The sequence below is a fragment of the Ruania alkalisoli genome (assembly GCF_014960965.1).
GTDB classification, from domain to species: Bacteria; Actinomycetota; Actinomycetes; order Actinomycetales; family Beutenbergiaceae; genus Ruania; species Ruania alkalisoli.
In genome coordinates this window covers 1509412-1525460 of sequence record NZ_CP063169.1, presented here as the reverse complement: position 1 = coordinate 1525460, position 16049 = coordinate 1509412, and the positions used below count along the sequence as shown (strand labels likewise).

Annotated in this window: 14 protein-coding genes; 2 read left to right on the top strand and 12 right to left on the bottom strand. The window is 68.6% G+C overall.

Translation table 11 applies throughout. The features are described 5' to 3' along the window. Positions 1-2: 2 nt before the first annotated feature. Together IM660_RS06515 and IM660_RS06510 are read right to left on the bottom strand one after the other, a co-directional pair. Positions 3-950: a carbohydrate ABC transporter permease gene (locus tag IM660_RS06515; protein ID WP_193498557.1), complete on the bottom strand. Its 948-nt coding sequence runs from the start codon at positions 948-950 to the stop codon at positions 3-5. Position 951: 1 nt separating this feature from the next. Beyond that, complete coding sequence (locus IM660_RS06510) at positions 952-2370, bottom strand: ABC transporter substrate-binding protein (RefSeq protein ID WP_193498556.1); 1419 nt, start codon at positions 2368-2370, stop codon at positions 952-954. Between the two features lie 107 nt (positions 2371-2477). Here IM660_RS06510 and IM660_RS06505 point away from each other — a divergent pair, with 107 nt between their 5' ends. Beyond that, on the top strand, positions 2478-3452 hold the full coding sequence (locus IM660_RS06505; protein WP_246465183.1) for a sugar-binding transcriptional regulator: 975 nt from the start codon (positions 2478-2480) through the stop codon (positions 3450-3452). Positions 3453-3465: 13 nt separating this feature from the next. On the opposite strand, the gene IM660_RS06500 is transcribed toward IM660_RS06505, so the two are convergent. The 8 genes from IM660_RS06500 to clpS form a co-directional block, all read right to left on the bottom strand. After that, complete coding sequence (locus IM660_RS06500) at positions 3466-4941, bottom strand: mannitol dehydrogenase family protein (RefSeq protein WP_193498555.1); 1476 nt, start codon at positions 4939-4941, stop codon at positions 3466-3468. Positions 4942-4997: 56 nt separating this feature from the next. Further along, on the bottom strand, positions 4998-5633 hold the full coding sequence (gene rdgB / locus IM660_RS06495; protein WP_193498554.1) for an RdgB/HAM1 family non-canonical purine NTP pyrophosphatase: 636 nt from the start codon (positions 5631-5633) through the stop codon (positions 4998-5000). Further along, entirely contained in the window at positions 5630-6415 is a 786-nt protein-coding gene (gene rph / locus IM660_RS06490; protein ID WP_193498553.1) for a ribonuclease PH, read from the bottom strand. Before rph ends, rdgB begins: the two co-directional genes overlap by 4 nt. 187 nt (positions 6416-6602) lie before the next feature. Further along, positions 6603-9299: a phosphoenolpyruvate carboxylase gene (locus IM660_RS06485; protein WP_425503863.1), complete on the bottom strand. Its 2697-nt coding sequence runs from the start codon at positions 9297-9299 to the stop codon at positions 6603-6605. A 235-nt stretch (positions 9300-9534) separates the two neighbouring features. Further along, positions 9535-10305, bottom strand: a complete 771-nt coding sequence (locus IM660_RS06480) for an MBL fold metallo-hydrolase (protein WP_193498552.1) — start codon at positions 10303-10305, stop codon at positions 9535-9537. Further along, a complete protein-coding gene (murI, locus tag IM660_RS06475; protein WP_246465182.1) occupies positions 10302-11138 on the bottom strand; it encodes a glutamate racemase in 837 nt (278 codons plus the stop codon). Before murI ends, IM660_RS06480 begins: the two co-directional genes overlap by 4 nt. A gap of 39 nt (positions 11139-11177) precedes the next feature. Next, a complete protein-coding gene (locus IM660_RS06470; RefSeq protein ID WP_193498550.1) occupies positions 11178-11801 on the bottom strand; it encodes a DUF2017 domain-containing protein in 624 nt (207 codons plus the stop codon). Then, complete coding sequence (clpS, locus tag IM660_RS06465; RefSeq protein WP_159622755.1) at positions 11801-12112, bottom strand: ATP-dependent Clp protease adapter ClpS; 312 nt, start codon at positions 12110-12112, stop codon at positions 11801-11803. Before clpS ends, IM660_RS06470 begins: the two co-directional genes overlap by 1 nt. 81 nt (positions 12113-12193) lie before the next feature. On the opposite strand from clpS, the gene IM660_RS06460 reads away from it, so the two are divergent. Next, on the top strand, positions 12194-13531 hold the full coding sequence (locus IM660_RS06460; protein WP_193498549.1) for a nicotinate phosphoribosyltransferase: 1338 nt from the start codon (positions 12194-12196) through the stop codon (positions 13529-13531). Between the two features lie 317 nt (positions 13532-13848). On the opposite strand, the gene IM660_RS06455 is transcribed toward IM660_RS06460, so the two are convergent. After that, complete coding sequence (locus IM660_RS06455; protein ID WP_193499260.1) at positions 13849-15660, bottom strand: DEAD/DEAH box helicase; 1812 nt, start codon at positions 15658-15660, stop codon at positions 13849-13851. Positions 15661-15680: 20 nt separating this feature from the next. Further along, positions 15681-16028: a DUF3039 domain-containing protein gene (locus tag IM660_RS06450; RefSeq protein WP_193498548.1), complete on the bottom strand. Its 348-nt coding sequence runs from the start codon at positions 16026-16028 to the stop codon at positions 15681-15683. Between the last annotated feature and the right edge of the window lie 21 nt (positions 16029-16049).

The following is a 16049-nucleotide window of genomic DNA, read 5'->3' as shown; positions in this document are numbered from 1 at the left end:
GATCAGTCCTTCTGCTCGAAACTGCGGAAGATCAGGCGCAGGGCGAAGGTGGCCACGATGATCGTGGCGATCACCACCACCACACCCATGGCGGCGGCCTGGCCGATGTCGAAGCCGAGGAACGCCCGCTGGTAGATGTAGAACGGCAGGTTCGCGCTCGCCGTACCCGGCCCGCCGGCCGTCATCAGGTAGATCTGGTCGAAGGTGTTCACCACGTAGATAGCTCCCAGCAGCACGCCGAGCTCGATGTAGCGGCGCAGCTGCGGAAGGGTGATGGACACGAAGGTCTTGCCCCAGCCGGCACCGTCCATCTGGGCTGCCTCCAGCACGTCCTTGGGTTGAGCCTGCAAACCGGCCAGCACGAGCAGCATCATGAACGGGGTCCACTGCCACACCAACGCGAACAGGATGCTCAGCACCGGGTAGGTGGAGGTCCAGTCGACGGGGTTGATCCCAACCAGGCCGATCAGCCAGTTCACCATCCCGTAGGTGGGGTTGAGCATCGAGACGCTCCAGATCATCGCCCCGGCCACCGGCATGATCAGGAACGGGGTGATCAGCAGCGTGCGTGCCAGCCCCTGGCCCACGAACTTGCGATCCAGGAGCAGCGCAAGCCCGATCCCCAGCAGCATCGCCACCGCCACGCAGCCGAGGGTGAAGATCACGCTGTTCACAGCAGCGCCACGGAAGGTGGAGTCGGCAAACAGGTCCGCGTAGTTGCTCAACCCCACGAACCGGTCGCCGTCGGGGCGGAGCAAGTTCTCCGAGCGCAGCGAGTACCAGATGGTCACCAGGAACGGCACCTGGGTGACGATGATGGTGAAGATCAGCGCCGGCAGCAGCGGTGCCCGACGGCGCCATGCCTCCGCACGCTCGATCTGCGCAGGTGTCTTCACATCGGCCCGGCGCTCAGCCTCACGACGGTGATGCTTCTCAACGAGGGTGCTCATCTCAGTTCTCCTCCTGATACGAGTCGGCCACCGTCTCGGCGTACCGCTGGGACTGCTCGAGCGCTTGGTCCACGGTGATCTGGCCGGCGATCGCCGCGGAGATCTGCTGGCCCACGCGGGTGCCCAGGTCCTGGAACTCGGGGATCCCGACGAACTGGATGCCCGGGTACGGCACCGGCTCGGTGAAGCTGTTCTCCGGGCTCGCCAGCCCCATCGAGGTCAGGGTCGGCTCGGAGTACGCCTGGGCGATTTCGGCATACTCGGGAATCTCGTAGGTGGACAGGCGGCTGCCCGGCGGTACCCGCTCCCAGCCGAGCTCGTCGCCCACCAGCTGGATGTAATCCGGGCTGGTCATCCACGAGACGAAGTCCCAGGCGGCGTCGGTGTGCTCACTGGTGGTGGGAATCGCCAGGGACCACGAGTAGAGCCAGCCCGCTGACTCGGTCTCGCTGACCGGGGCGGGCACGTAGCCGACGTCACCGGCCACCGTGGAGGAGGCCGGGTCCTCGATGGAGGAGACCATCGAGGTGGCGTCGTACCACATGGCGGCATTGCCCTGAGCGAAGCGGGTGAGGCAGTCACCGAACCCGGAGGTGGCGGCGCCCGGCTGACCGTAGTCACGGACCAAGTTCACATAATCGCTGACGGCGGCATGTACCTCGGGCGTGTCCAGCTGAGCGTTCCAGTCGGCGTCGAACCAGCTGCCGCCGTAGGTGTTCATCACCGTGGTCAAGGGGGCCATCACCTCACCCCAGCCGGCGAGTCCGCGCAGGCAGATCCCGGAGAAGCCGGCCTCCGGGTCGTGCAGCCGGGCAGCGAGGTCGCGGACCTCGGCCCAGGTCGGGCGTTCCGGCATCGCCAGGCCCTGCTCGGTGAACACATCCTCGCGATAGGCGAGGAAGGAGGACTCACCGTAGAAGGGAACCGAATACAGGTCCCCTTCATAGGAGAGCGCCTCGGCGACGCTCGGCACAAAGTCCTCGGGTGCGTACCCCTCGGTCGCCTCGGCGTAGGGCTGGAGGTTCTCGATCCACCCGTTCGCTGCCCACATCGGAGTTTCGTAGTTGGAGATCATCACCACGTCGAACTCGCCGCCGCCGGTAGCCACCGAGGCGGTGATCTTCGCTCGCGCCTCGTTCTCGGGCAGGCTCACGAAGCGCACATCGATGTCCGGGTGCTCGGCACGGAACTCGTCCTGCAGCGAGATCGCATCCTGCATCTGCGGGTTGGAGACGATCGCCACGACGATCTGCTCCTGCCCGTCTCCCCCGCCGACAGCGCCGGCTCCGGCGCAACCGGCGAGGGCGATCGAGGCGACGCCGGCCAGGGCCGCCGCCCGCCGTCGCGTCCAGTCCCGTGGGCGGTGGGGTGGATCTGCTGATCCGGCCAGCGCGGATCCCGAAAGGTGGATGGGGAACATCGTCGTCCTCACGTCGGTGTGGCAGCGGCGGACTTACACCATCGCCGCTCGTTTGAGCATCACCGTGTGCTCATCTGTTGGTGGTTACAGTAGTCCGATACACTCAAATGAGCAACACCTTCATCATCATTTGTGAGAGCGGAGCCGAGACTATGGACGAGGACGAGCTCGCGCTCATGCGCGATGTATGCATCGACTTCCACCTCGAGGGCAAGTCCAAGGTAGAGATCGCCAAGGAGCGCGACCTCTCCCGGTTCCAGGTTGCGCGTCTGCTCAGCACGGCCCGCGAACGCGGGATCGTCCGGATCTCGATCGCCCTCCCGGAGGAATCCGATTCCGACCTCGGTGCTCGCGTCTCCGCCGACCTGGGCGTGCGGGTCATCATCAGCCCGTCGCATTCGGACCCCTCACAGCGACGCGACCTACTCGCGCGGACCGTGGCCGACACGATCCGCGACCGCGTGCGAGACGGGATGACGGTCGGCATGTCCTGGTCACGCACGATCGAACGAGCCACCATGCACCTGGATCACCTCGAGCCCTGCGAGATCGTCCAGCTGGTCGGCGCGATGCCAGTGGCCGACAGTGGCGACTCGGTCGAGATGATCCAGCGACTCAAGAGCCTGCGAGGGGTACGCACGTGGCCCATCTGGGCACCACTCGTGGTCCGCGACGCGGCCACGGCCGCCGGATTGCGTGAGCAACCCCAGATCGCCGAGGCCCTCACGCGCGCTGACGCCCTCAATCTCGCGGTGGTGGCGATCGGTGGCTGGTCGCGTCAGGCCTCGACCGTCTACCCGAACATCACCCAGGCCGACCGGGAAGAGGCGGAGGCGATCGGCGCCGTCGGGGAATGCTCAGGGCGGCTCTTCGACGCCGCTGGGCACGACGTCCACACCGCGCTTGACGAGCGCGTCGTGGCGGTTCGCCTCGATCAGCTGCGCCGCACCCCCGAGGTGGTGGCGTGCGGCTTCGGCGCGGGGGTCGCTCCGGCCGTGCGGGCCGCCGCGCTGGGAAACATCGCCTCCACTTTCGTCCTCGACGCCGAGTGCGCCCGGGCGCTGATGGAACAGCAGGACTGACGCTCCGGCGCGCTCAGCCTTCGATGAGGGCGGCGACAGTCGCGCGCGCCCCGCGGGCATGGAACGAGTCCAGGGCCCAGCGGTAGGCGTCGACAAAGCGCTCGTGATCTACCAGATCGCCGAACAGATCCCGATCGCGCAGGAATGCCACGTCATCCTCGGTCCGGCGCAGCGCCGCCGCGTGGACGCGGTCGGCAAGGCGATCCACGATCTCGATCGGTTCGCCCTGCTCATCGACACCTTCGGCGTAGCGGGCCCAACTGGCCACGACCGCCGCAGACAACTGGATCTCGCCACCGCTGGCGAGGTTGTCCCGGATGACCGGGACCAGCCAGGTCGGGATCCGATCGGAGGACTCCGCGCATAGCCGGGCGACGGTATCGCGCACACCCGGGTTGGAGAACCGCTCGATCAACGTCGACTTGTAGTCGTCCAGATCCACGCCGGGCACAGGACGCAGTGTGGGCGTGGCCTCGGTGTCCATGTAGGTACGCAGGAAGCGGGCGAAGAGTTCGTCCTGGCACACGTCGTGCACGAGCCGGTAGCCCGAGAGATAGCCGACATAGGCGAGCGCCTGGTGGCTGGCATTGAGCAGCCGGAGTTTCATCATCTCGTAGGGTTCGACGTCCTCGACCACCTGCACACCGGCCTCCTCGTACGGGGGCCGGCCCGCGGCGAAACGGTCTTCGAGCACCCATTGACTGAACGGCTCGGTGACCACCGGCCAGGCGTCGTCGATCCCGAGCTCGTCGGCGACGAGGGTGCGGTCGGCATCGGTGGTGACCGGGGTGATGCGGTCGACCATGGAGTTCGGGAAGGGAACGCGGGACTCGATCCAGTCAGCGAGATCGGCGTCCTTGGCGCGGGCGAAGGCGGAGAACATCCGGTGAGCAACCTCGCCGTTGCCCTGGATGTTGTCGCAGCTCATCACCGTGAAGGGCGCCGTTCCGTTCTCGCGGCGGCGCCGTAGCGCCTCGACGACGTAACCGAAGGAGGTCGACGGCGTCGCCTCAGGTGCGAGGTCGGCCCGGACCGCCGGGTCGGTCAGATCAAACTCCCCCGTGACCGGATGAACGTTGTAGCCACCCTCGGTCACGGTGAGCGAGACAATCCTGACCGCCGGGTCGGCCAGGCGCATGAGGGCGGCCTCCGGGTCGTCGGGGGCGAAGACGTAGTCGACGATCGAGCCGATCACTCGCGCCTCGTTGTGACCGTCGGCGTGCTTGACGACCAGCGCGTAGAGGCCGTCCTGACCGAGGAGCGCGGCGCGCATCCGAGCGTCCCCCGGGAGCAGGCCGAGCCCGCAGATCGCCCAGTCGTGCGCCTTTCCTTCGCCCATCAGCCGGTCCAGGTACATCGCCTGGTGGGCCCGGTGGAAGCCGCCCACGCCGATGTGGACGATGCCCACCCGGAGCTCGGAGCGGTCGTAGTCCGGCACGGCGACCGCCGGATCGAGGTCGCGCAGGTTCTCGTCGTTGAGGGAGGTCATCTCGGCTCCTTGCGTGGTCGTCGAGACGACGATATCAGATGAGCACAATCCCGAACTCAGATGAGCACAGCGGCGATGTGCGGTGCTAGCGCACGGAAGGCCTTCCCTCGATGGGAGATGGCGTTCTTCTCCTCGGCCGTGAGCTCGGCGCACGAGCGGTCCTCGCCGTCGGGCTGCAGGATCGGGTCGTAGCCGAATCCGCCGGTCCCCCGGCGCTGTGTGAGCAGTGTCCCCCGCAGCTCGCCGACCTCCACGTGTTCGGTGCCGTCCGGTGCCACCAAGGCCGCCGCGCAGACGAACCCGGCCGCCCGATGCTCGGCGGGGACGTCGGCGAGCTGGGCGAGCAGCAGATCGAGGTTCGCTGCGTCGTCACCGTGCCTGCCCGCCCACCTGGCGGAGAAGATCCCCGGCGCCCCACCGAGCACGTCCACAGCGAGGCCGGAATCATCGGCCACAGCAGCGACGCCCGTGTGCGCGACGAGTGCACGCGCCTTGATCAAAGCGTTCTCGGCGAAGGTGACGCCGTCTTCAACCGGCTCACTCGCCCCCACCTCACCGGCACCGACCACACCCTCGGCCGGTACCCCGGCGGCGTTGAGGATGGCCCTGAGTTCAGCCACCTTGTGCTGGTTGTGTGTGGCGAGCACCAGCCGAGCGTTCACCTCTGCGCCCTGCTGCTCGTGCGCCGTCATGCGAGCGGCCCCGGCGCGCCGCGGCGGCTGAGCGGTGCTGCCAGCGCCTGCTTCTGCAGCTGCGTCAAGCGCGCAGTGCCGGCGACCGCGAGGTCGAGGAGGGAGTCGAGCTCGGCGCGATGGAACGGTGCCCCCTCGGCCGTGCCCTGCACCTCCACGAACGAGCCGGCGCCAGTCACCACGACGTTCATATCCGTCTCCGCACGCACGTCCTCGACGTAGGGAAGATCGAGCATCGGCGTTCCGTCGATGATGCCCACGCTGACGGCGGCCACGGAGTCGGTCAGCACGGTGGCACCGGCCTTGACCGCCCCGTTCTCCCGGCCCCAGGCGATGGCGTCGGCGAGGGCCACATAGGCGCCGGTGATCGCGGCGGTGCGGGTGCCGCCGTCGGCCTGCAGCACGTCGCAGTCGAGGACGACCGTGTTCTCACCGAGGGCGGAGACGTCGATGATCGCGCGCAGCGAGCGGCCGATCAGGCGGGAGATCTCATGGGTGCGTCCCCCGATCTTCCCCTTGACGGACTCACGGTCCGAGCGAGAGTTCGTGGAGCGGGGAAGCATCGCGTACTCGGCGGTCACCCAGCCCAGGCCTGACCCCTTGCGCCAGCGTGGGACGCCCTCGGTGAACGAGGCGGTGCACAGCACCCGGGTGCCGCCGAACTCGACCAGCACACTCCCCTCGGCCTGGTCGGACCAGCCGCGGTGGAAGGTCACAGGGCGGAGTTCGTCGGGGCGGCGGCCGTCCGCGCGGGCGGCGGATGCAGGAGTGCTCTCAGTCATGCGATCGAGCCTACGGCAGCGGCCAGCCCCTCCCTGCCGTGAACCGGGCGCCCAGTCGGATCCACATGGCACAGGCCCCGGCGCGGATGCCGTGGAACTGGCATACAACAGCAAATCGCTCGTCGATCTGGCGATCACGCCACCAGATCGACGAGCGATTTCCTATCCGCGCCTGCCTCCGCGCAGATCAGCCGGTGTTCTGCAGCCCTGCCGCCACGCCATTCATGCTGAGCAGCATGAGCCGGCGGATCGCCTCGTCGTGCTCGCTGTCGGCGGAGTCCTCGGCACGCAGCGTCCGCAGTGCCCGCAGCTGCAGTAGCGAGAGGGCGTCGACATAGGGGCTGCGCAGCATCACCGCGCGGCCGAGCACGCGGTGCCCGGCCAGTAGCCGCTCCTGCTCCGTGATGTCCACGATCCACTGCTTGGTGAGGGCGAGCTCGTCCAGCACCAGCTGCGCGAGGTCCTCCCGGTCCCCCAGTGCCAGGTACCGGCGGGCGATCCGCTCGTCGGTCTTGGCCAGCGACATCTCGACGTTGTCGATCATCGTGGCGAACAGCGGCCAGCGCTTGTACGCGTCCCGCAGCCGCTCCACCTCACCGACACCGGCGAGAGCGGTGCCGAGACCGAACCAGCCGGTGAGGTTGATGCGCGCCTGGGTCCAGGCGAACACCCACGGGATCGCCCGAAGATCCTCCAGGGACTCCATGCTCAGCCCACGGCGGGCAGGGCGCGAGCCCAGCGGCAGCCAGCCGACCTCCTCCTGCGGGGTGACCTCACCGAACCAGGCCGGGAACCCTTCGGTGTGGACGAGCTCGTAGAACCGGTCTCGCGACACCTTGTCCATCGTGGCGGCGATATCGGCGAAGTCCCGCGCGGCGGTGGAGTTGCGCTCCTCGATAGCCGGGGTGGACTGCAGCAGGGTGGCGGCGGCCACCTGCTCGATGTGACGCTGGGCGATCACCGGGTCGCCGTACCGCGCGAAGATGACCTCACCTTGCTCGGTGAGCTTGAACCGGCCGTCCACCGAGCCCGGCGGCTGAGCGAGCACGGCGCGGTTGGCGGGGCCGCCTCCTCGTCCGAGCGCACCGCCGCGGCCATGGAAGAGCGTCAGCTTGATGTCATGCTTGGCAGCCCACTTCGCGATGCGCTCCTGCGCGTCGTAGAGAGCGAGGGTAGCCGAGACGGGCCCGACGTCCTTGGAGGAGTCGGAGTAGCCGAGCATCACTTCCAGACGGCGTCCGGTCGCCTCGAGTCGCGCCTGCACCTGGGGAAGGGTCAGCATCTCCTCCAGCACGTCGGTGCTGGCCTGCAGGTCGGCGAAGGTCTCGAACAGCGGGATGACGTCCAGCGTGGGGGCGTCCTCGGCGGAGCCGAGCGCCTCCTCCGCGAGCCGGTAGACGGCTGCGATGTCCGCGGCGCACGTGGTGAAGGAGATGATGTAGCGATGCGCGGCCAACTCACCGTGGCGCCGCTGGATCGAGGAGATGGTGCGCAGGGTCTCCAGCACCTCCTGGCTCATCGGGCTCAGCTCGCCGCCGGAGTCGATGTCCTCCAGGGTCTGATTGTGCACCTTCGAGTGCTGGCGTACCTCGAGCTCAGCGAGGTGGAATCCGAAGGTCTGCACCTGCCAGATCAGGTCCTGCACGTCGCCATACGCCTGACGGGCATCACCCGCGGCCACGAGAGAGGACTGGACGACGGAGAGATCGGCCAGGAGCTCTTCAGGTTGGTCGTAGCCGAGGTCGGCATCCCGGCGGCGGGTGGCGGCGATCCGCTCGGCGATCACCAGCATCACGCGCCGGTACGGCTCGTTCGGTGACTTGCCGGCCACCTCGTCGGTCAGCTCGGTGGAGAGCTGACGCTGACGGTTCCACAACCCCTCCAGCTCCTCCGATGCCGGAGTGGTGTCCGCACCGAGGGTGAGCGCACGGCCGACCCGGTCGGCGGCCTCCTCCAGCGCGGTCAACACGTGCTCGGAGGCGATGGCCGCCGCCGAGCGAGTGATGGAGGACGTGACGTTCGGGTTGCCGTCCCGGTCGGCGCCGATCCAGCTGCCGAGGCGCACAAACGCGGGCGCCTGAAGCGGTGCCGGAGAGTCCGGGTCCTGCAGGAGCGCGTCCACCTTGCGGTACATCTGCGGTAGTGCGCTGAACAGGGTCTGGTCGAAGATGCCCATCGCGGTGCGCACCTCGTCCAGCGGGGTGGGCTTGGTGCTGCGCAGCGGCGAGGTGCGCCACAGGCGGTCGATCTGGGAGAGCAGCTGACGGCGGTTGGCCTCCAGCCCGGCGTCCCCCAGCCGCGGGTCGTCCCGCTCGGCGAGCAGCTCGGAGATGCTGCGGATGCTCGCTGCCACGGCGCGGCGCCGGGCCTCGGTGGGGTGCGCCGTCAGGACGGGACGGAACTCGAGTCCGTCCAGACGTCGTCGGGCCTCGTCCTCGCCGACCTCCTCGGTCAGGAAGGCCCAGGCTCCCTTCAGCGAGTCCTCCGGAGCACGGCCGGTGGCCGCCTTCCCGCTCTCGCGGGAGCGCAGTGCGCGCACACGGTGGAACTCCTCGGCGAGATTGACGAGGTGGAAGTAGCAGGTGAACGCGCGGGCCACCTTCTCGGCCCGGTCGAGGGTGAAGGACTCCACCAGCTCCTCGGCGCGGGCGAAAGCGTCGCTTCCGGCGTCGTCGTAGGCGGAGATGGTCAGTTCGCGTAGCCGCTCGACGTCGGCCAGCAGTTCGGGTCCACCGCTCTCGGTGAGCACTGTTCCGAGCAGCTCACCGAGCAGGCGTACGTCGTGCCGGAGTGCGTCTGGCATCTCGAGCACTGCTCCCGTCCGGGAGCCGGTGGCGATCCCGTTCGCGGGCGTGGTCACGGTCGCTTCCGATGCATCGGTCATAGCGGGAGACTACCGAGCCTTTACCACTCCGTGACACCCACGTCTGGTGCGTGGACGATCACACCCTAGCCGCCACGCCACCCGTTCCTGCCCCACGATCCGGGCCCGAGCACACCCGCAGGGTAGGGACGAGAACGGCACGATCGCACCACTCGAGGCGGTCGGCGGTCCGCGCTCGCTCGCCCTCGCTCCGGGCACGGGGGCAGCCACATCACCACACGCACGGTGGGATGTGTCACACCCGCCAGAGCGCCCCAGGACGGGCGAGATCCACCGGTCCGCCGTACTCGCTGCCCGCCTCGGCCGCGACGGCACTGCTGTCCACCCAGGGCTGGATGTGGGTCAACAGCAGGTGCCGCGCACCGGCCCGCGCGGCGCTCTGGCCAGCCCGCCGGCCGGTGAGGTGGATGCCCCGGGGCGCCGAACAGGGCTCACTGAACGCGGCCTCGCAGAGAAACAGGTCGGCCTCGCGTGCGGCCTCGATCAGACCTTCGCAGGTGTCGGTGTCGCCGCTGTAGGTCAGGACCGCGCGGCCGCCATCCTCGCCGGGCCCTTCGATGCGGATGGCGTACGCGGGCACCGGGTGGCGAACCTCGTGCACCCGGATGACCATCGGGCCGATGCGCACCTCCTGGCCCGTAACCCAGGAGCGGAACTCGAACTCGCCGTCGACCGTCTCCCCGTTTCCGCACACCTGGGCGATGCGGGCGGCGGTCTCGGACGGGCCGTAGACCGGCATCACCGGGTACGGCCCCTGGGGTCCATACCTCAGGTACACGTGCATCGCGGCAGCATCGACCATGTGGTCGGCATGCAGATGCGAGAACAACACCGCATCCACCGATGCAGGCTCACCCTGCCCCAACAGCTGCCCGAACGCACCGGATCCCAGGTCGAGCACCACGCGCCAGGTGCGGGCACCGTCGTCGGCCTCCACCAGGTAGGACGAGGATGCCGAGTCCGGTGCGGATACCGATCCCGAGCAGCCGAGAACGATGAGTCTCACGGGTGCATCACCGCCGGAATCTCACCGGTGATCTCGGCCGCGGACTCGGCGCCGACCTCGGGGCCGAGGAAGCGCCGCGCGAGCTGGGTGAAAGCGGCGGGCTCGCCCGTACTGAGGAAGGCGTGGGAGGCAGGCGCTTCGTCGCTGCGCTCGAGCCCGTGCGCGACCAGTGCGGCGTAGACGTCCTTGGCGGTCTCCTCCGCACTGCTGACCAACGTGACGGCGTCCCCCACCACGTACTGGACCACACCGGTCAGCAGGGGATAGTGCGTGCACCCCAGCACAAGCGTGTCCACATCCGCCGCCAGCACCGGCGCAAGATACTCCCGCGCCACCCCCAGCAGCTCCGGGCCGGACGTAATGCCTCGCTCGACGAACTCCACGAACCGAGGGGCCGCCGTCGTGGTCAACTGCAGGTGCGGAGCGGCGGCGAAGGCATCCTCATAGGCGCGCGAATCGATGGTGGCCCGCGTGCCGATAACACCGATGCGCCCCGACCGGGTAGCGGCGACCGCACGCCGGACGGCGGGCTGGATCACTTCGACCACCGGGACGCCCCGGCCGATCGTGTACCGCTCACGCGCATCTCGTAGCACGGCGGCAGAGGCAGAGTTGCAGGCGATGACGAGCATCTTCACCCCGGAGGCGACGAGATCGTCCATCACCGCCAGCGCATGCGCGCGCACCTCGGCGATCGGCAGCGGACCGTAGGGTCCATGCGCCGTGTCGCCCACATAGCGCACGGATTCGTTCGGCAGCTGGTCGATCACGGCCCGCGCGACCGTCAGGCCTCCGACACCAGAGTCGAAGATGCCGATAGGTGCGTCGCTCACCTCCACGAGGGTAGGCCCGCTGGACTGGGCACGCACCGCTCAGCGGTCGAGTGTGGGCAGCATCACCTGCAGCAGCGACTCCTGCAACCAGGTCAGGGCGGAGTAGAGCATGCCGAGCGCCTCGCGGATCTCGTCCCGTTCGCTGTGCGGCGTCGTCGGCCCGTGCTGCGGGGTCTCGAGCGCCCCGTGCAACGCCTCGGCGTCCTCCTCGGTGCGGATCCCGAGCCGCTCGGCCACCACCAACCGGACGTCGTTGAGCGCACCCGCCCAGTCCATCGCATGCTCCGGCGATACCCGCACCTCATCACCAGGGACCTGCAGAGCAGCCCACACCATCCGCAATCGCGCCGCCTTCGTCTCCCGCAGATCGACCTCGGTCAGCCGGCGGAACTCGGCCGAGACCTCCTCATCGGTGACACTGGCGTCAGGCAACAGCCGGGCCAGAGCCGGGTCACTGGGAGCGGCGATCCCATCGGCAGGCCACGCCAGGAACAACGGATCCGTACCCTCCCCACGGGGGCGGGCTGCGCCGTCAGGGGGTTCCCGGGAAACCGGTGCGCCGAGCAACTCGCAGGTATCGGCCACTACGCGGGCAAGGATGGTGCGCTCATCCGGACTCACCTCGGCCACGAACGCACCCCGACGGCGGACGAAGGCTCGCATCAGTCGCCGTCCTGGGCGAGTGTGGCCCAGAGCCCGAAGGAGTGCATCGCCTGCACGTCCACCTCCATCTGTTCCCTGCTGCCGTGCGAGACGGCGCTGCGTCCCTCGTGGTGCACCTGCAGCATCAAGGTTCTTGCCTTCTGCTCCGAGTAGCCGAAGTAGCTACGGAAGACGTAGGTGACATAGCTCATCAGGTTCACCGGGTCGTTCCAGACAATGGTGCGCCACGGACGATCGGGCGCGATCGCTTCGGCAGCATCGGTGACGGACTCGGTGTCCGGCGTGCTGACGGGGGTACTGGCGACGACCATGGCCCCAGCGTACGGATCCGCGCGCGCCGAGGCAGCCCGGTACCAGCACCTCGATCGACCTGGGGCCGTTACCGTTGCCTCATGTCCGCGTCACAGAGGGGCACCCAGCCCAGCATGGCCCTGCTCACCGACCGCTACGAGCTGACGATGCTGCAGGCGGCGCTCGCCGACGGCACGGCGTCCCGGCGATGCGTCTTCGAGGTCTTCACCCGGCGCCTGCCTGCCGGACGCCGCTATGGCGTGGTGGCCGGAACCGGACGGGTGCTGGAGGCGCTGAGCACATTCCGCTTCGCCGATGCCGAGCTGGAGTTCCTCCGCGAGGGTGGCATCGTGAACGACCAGACGCTGGAGTTCCTCGCGAACTACCGCTTCACGGGTGAGATCTACGGCTATGCCGAGGGCGAGGTGTTCTTTCCTGGCTCTCCGTTGATGACGGTCGAGGCGTCGTTCGCCGAAGGTGTGCTGCTGGAGACGCTGGTGCTTTCGATCCTCAACTACGACTCGGCAGTGGCGTCGGCGGCGTCGCGGATGACCAGTGCCGCTGGCACCCGGCCCTGTCTGGAGATGGGTGGTCGGCGCGCACATGAGTACGCCGCGGTCGCCGCCGCTCGGGCCGCCGTCGTGGGCGGGTTCGCAGGCACGTCCAATCTGGAGGCGGGCCGCCGGTACGGTCTGACGACGATCGGCACCGCCGCACACGCCTTCACACTGCTGCATGACGACGAGCCCTCGGCATTCGCCTCACAGGTCGCCTCCTTCGGAGATGCCACCACACTGCTGGTTGACACCTACGACATCGCCGAGGGCGTGCGCCGTGCGATCGCAGCCGCCGGAACCGGCCTGGACGCAGTACGCCTGGACTCCGGAGACCTGGGCATGGTGGCCCGGGAGGTGCGCGACCAGCTCGACTCCCTCGGCGCTGCCGGCACGAAGATCGTGGTCTCCTCCGACCTGGACGAGCACGCGATCGCCTCCCTCGCCGCCGCCCCGGTCGACTCCTACGGTGTGGGCACTTCAGTGGTGACCGGATCCGGGGCGCCGACCTGCGGAATGGTCTACAAGCTGGTCCAGCGTGAGAACAGCGACGGCGTGATGGAGCCGGTGCAGAAGGCATCCGCCTCGAAGTCGAGCGTCGGTGGGCGTAAGGCCGCTGCCCGCCGGGTGGACACTGCCGGCCGGGCAGTCGAGGAAGTCGTGGTCAGCGGAGCGCTCGCCGGGTGGGAGCCCGCCGAGGACAGTCTGCGCGGGTTGCATGTGCCCCTCGTCCTGGACGGCGTCGTGCAGTCGGGATTCACCGGCTCCGACGGCGTCACTCGAGCTGCCGAGCGCCACCGCACCTCGCGAGCCGAGCTGTCCCCATACGCGCGCCGCCTCTCGGCCGGGGATCCCGCCATCCCGACCACACACATCGCGGTCTGAGAGACACTCAAGGTCGACCCGCCCCGCTCCGGGGCCGAACTATTGACCCATGAAGCGGGTTGACCCCAAGTTTCAGGCCCGCAGCGGGGCTGAGGTCACCGCCGCACCAGGGGTGTGATTCATGGGTCGATTATTCGGCCCCTGAGGCGCGTTGACCCCGACTTTCAGGCCCCTCTCCAGCTCGCGTGGGTCACCGACGACAGCTGGTCGGCCTCAGGGGTCGATTATTCGGCCCCTGAAGGCGGTCGACCCTGAGTTTCAGCCCCCTCCACAGCGCAAACTCGCCCGCTCGTCTCACGTCCGTGAACGCGGCGCCGTCAGGACTGCCCGACGAACCAGCGCCGGACCTTGGCGATACGGGTGCGGAGGTGCTCCGCGGACGCCGTCGCCACGTCTCCCCCGCCGGAGTGCTCGCGCAAGCGGGTATGCACCACCCCGTGCGGGGTACCGCTGCGCCGCGCCCACGCCTTCACCAGCTGGTTGAGCTCCTTGCGCAGCTCAGCCACGACCCGATGGTCGTCCACCGGCGCGGGTTCGGCCACACCCCTCTGACGGCGCGCGGCCACGTGATCTGCCTGTCGCGAGCGCAGCAGGGTGGTGACCTGATCGGCATCCAGCAGCCCAGGAATACCGAGGAAGTCCTGTTCCTCCTCCGATCCCAGCTCGGCGCCCATCCCGAACTCACCGCCGTCGAAGAGCACCTTGTCGAAGGAGGCTTGCGCCTCGAGCGCCTCGAAGCCGGGGAGCATGAGGTCCTCGGATGCCTTCTCCTCCTTGTTGGCCGCAGCGAGCTCCGCGTCCTCGGCGGCGAAGATCTCGACTGCCTCATCCCCGACGCTCTTGCGATCCAGGGCGTGATCGCGCTCGGTCTCCATCTCGTTGGCCAATGCGAGCAGGATTGGCACGGACGGCAGGAAAATCGACGCGGTCTCGCCTCGCTTACGCGCCCGGACGAATCGTCCGACCGCCTGGGCGAAGAACAACGGGGTAGCGGTGGAGGTCGCATACACACCCACGGCCAGACGCGGCACGTCGACTCCCTCGGAGACCATCCGCACCGCGACCATCCACCGCTGGTCACCCTGGGCGTACTCTTCGATCCGGCGAGAGGCGTCGGAGTCGTCCGAGAGCACGACGACGGGAGCCGAACCGGTGATCCGCTGCAGGTGCGCGGCATAGGCACGCGCCTTGGTCTGGTCGGTCGCGATGACCAGGCCCCCGGCGTCGGGCACATGCCTGCGCACCTCGGTGAGACGGCGGTCAGCCGCCATGAGCACCGAGGGAATCCACTCCCCCTCCGGGTCCAGGGCAGTGCGCCAGGCCTGTCCGATCAGGTCCCTGGTGAGCGGCTCACCTAGCCGCGCGCTCACTTCGTCCCCAGCCTTCGTGCGCCAGCGCATCTGCCCCGAATAAGACAGGAAGATCACTGGACGCACGACGTGGTCGGCAAGCGCGTCGCCGTACCCGTAGGTGTGGTCGGCCCGGGAGCGACGGATTCCGTCAGCGTCGGGTTCGTAGGTGATGAACGGGATCGGTGAGGTGTCCGAGCGGAACGGCGTGCCGGTGAGCGACAGTCTCCGGGTGGCGGAGTCGAACGCTTCCCGGATGGCGTCCCCCCAGGAGAGTGCGTCACCGGCGTGGTGCACCTCGTCCAGAATCACCAGAGTGCGTGCGGCGTCGGTCCGGGCACGGTGCAGGTTGGGGTTGGCAGCCACCTGGGCATAGGTGAGAGCGACGCCGTCGTAGGCAGAGCCGTGACGCCCCTGGGCGTTACGGAAGTTCGGGTCGATACGGATCCCGACCCGCCCGGCCGCGTCGGCCCATTGAGTCTTCAGATGCTCGGTCGGCGCGACGACCGTCACCCGCTGCACCACCCGCTGTTCCAGCAACTCGGTGGCCACGCGCAGCGCGAAGGTCGTCTTCCCGGCACCCGGGGTCGCCACGGCGAGGAAGTCGCGCGGGTTGCGCTCCAGATAGGACTCGAGCGCTGCCGCCTGCCAGGCGCGCAACCGGGAGGCCGTGCCCCACGGGGCTCGCGCGGGGTAGGCGGGTGGAAGGTTGGAGGCCGCACTGGTGGACCCTGCCGAACCTGTTGATCCGGCTGGAGAGGTCGTGGTGTTCGCAGTGATGGCCGAGGAACTCGGCCCGGTCACTTCTTGGAGCCGAAGCCGAAGAAGCCGCGACGTCCGCCGGAGGAATCCTCACCGTCGCCACCGCCTCCGGTGATGCCCTCGTAGATCTCCTTGCAGGCGGGGCAGATCGGGAACTTCTTCGGATCCCGGTTCGGGGTCCAGACCTTGCCGCAGAGCGCCACGACCGGGCCGCCAGAGACGGCGGCCGCCGTGATCTTCTCCTTCTTCACGTAGTGCGCATACCGCTCGGCATCGCCGGGCGAGGCTTCTTCCCGGGTCTCCTCACGCTCCAGCACATCGGTGCCCGGCCCCGAGGACAGGCGTTCGGTCTCCTGGGGTCCCTGCGGTCCGGTGGGCTGACTCATGTCTCCATTGTACGAAGCCTG

What these genes read in the sequence shown, in the direction of transcription:
- IM660_RS06515 (WP_193498557.1), bottom strand. Translation starts at nt 950, where the DNA reads ATGAGCACCCTCGTTGAGAAGCATCACCGTCGTGAGGCTGAGCGCCGG.
- IM660_RS06510 (WP_193498556.1), bottom strand. Translation starts at nt 2,370, where the DNA reads ATGTTCCCCATCCACCTTTCGGGATCCGCGCTGGCCGGATCAGCAGAT.
- IM660_RS06505 (WP_246465183.1), top strand. Translation starts at nt 2,478, where the DNA reads ATGAGCAACACCTTCATCATCATTTGTGAGAGCGGAGCCGAGACTATG.
- IM660_RS06500 (WP_193498555.1), bottom strand. Translation starts at nt 4,941, where the DNA reads ATGACCTCCCTCAACGACGAGAACCTGCGCGACCTCGATCCGGCGGTC.
- rdgB (WP_193498554.1), bottom strand. Translation starts at nt 5,633, where the DNA reads ATGACGGCGCACGAGCAGCAGGGCGCAGAGGTGAACGCTCGGCTGGTG.
- rph (WP_193498553.1), bottom strand. Translation starts at nt 6,415, where the DNA reads ATGACTGAGAGCACTCCTGCATCCGCCGCCCGCGCGGACGGCCGCCGC.
- IM660_RS06485 (WP_425503863.1), bottom strand. Translation starts at nt 9,299, where the DNA reads ATGACCGATGCATCGGAAGCGACCGTGACCACGCCCGCGAACGGGATC.
- IM660_RS06470 (WP_193498550.1), bottom strand. Translation starts at nt 11,801, where the DNA reads ATGCGAGCCTTCGTCCGCCGTCGGGGTGCGTTCGTGGCCGAGGTGAGT.
- clpS (WP_159622755.1), bottom strand. Translation starts at nt 12,112, where the DNA reads ATGGTCGTCGCCAGTACCCCCGTCAGCACGCCGGACACCGAGTCCGTC.
- IM660_RS06460 (WP_193498549.1), top strand. Translation starts at nt 12,194, where the DNA reads ATGTCCGCGTCACAGAGGGGCACCCAGCCCAGCATGGCCCTGCTCACC.
- IM660_RS06450 (WP_193498548.1), bottom strand. Translation starts at nt 16,028, where the DNA reads ATGAGTCAGCCCACCGGACCGCAGGGACCCCAGGAGACCGAACGCCTG.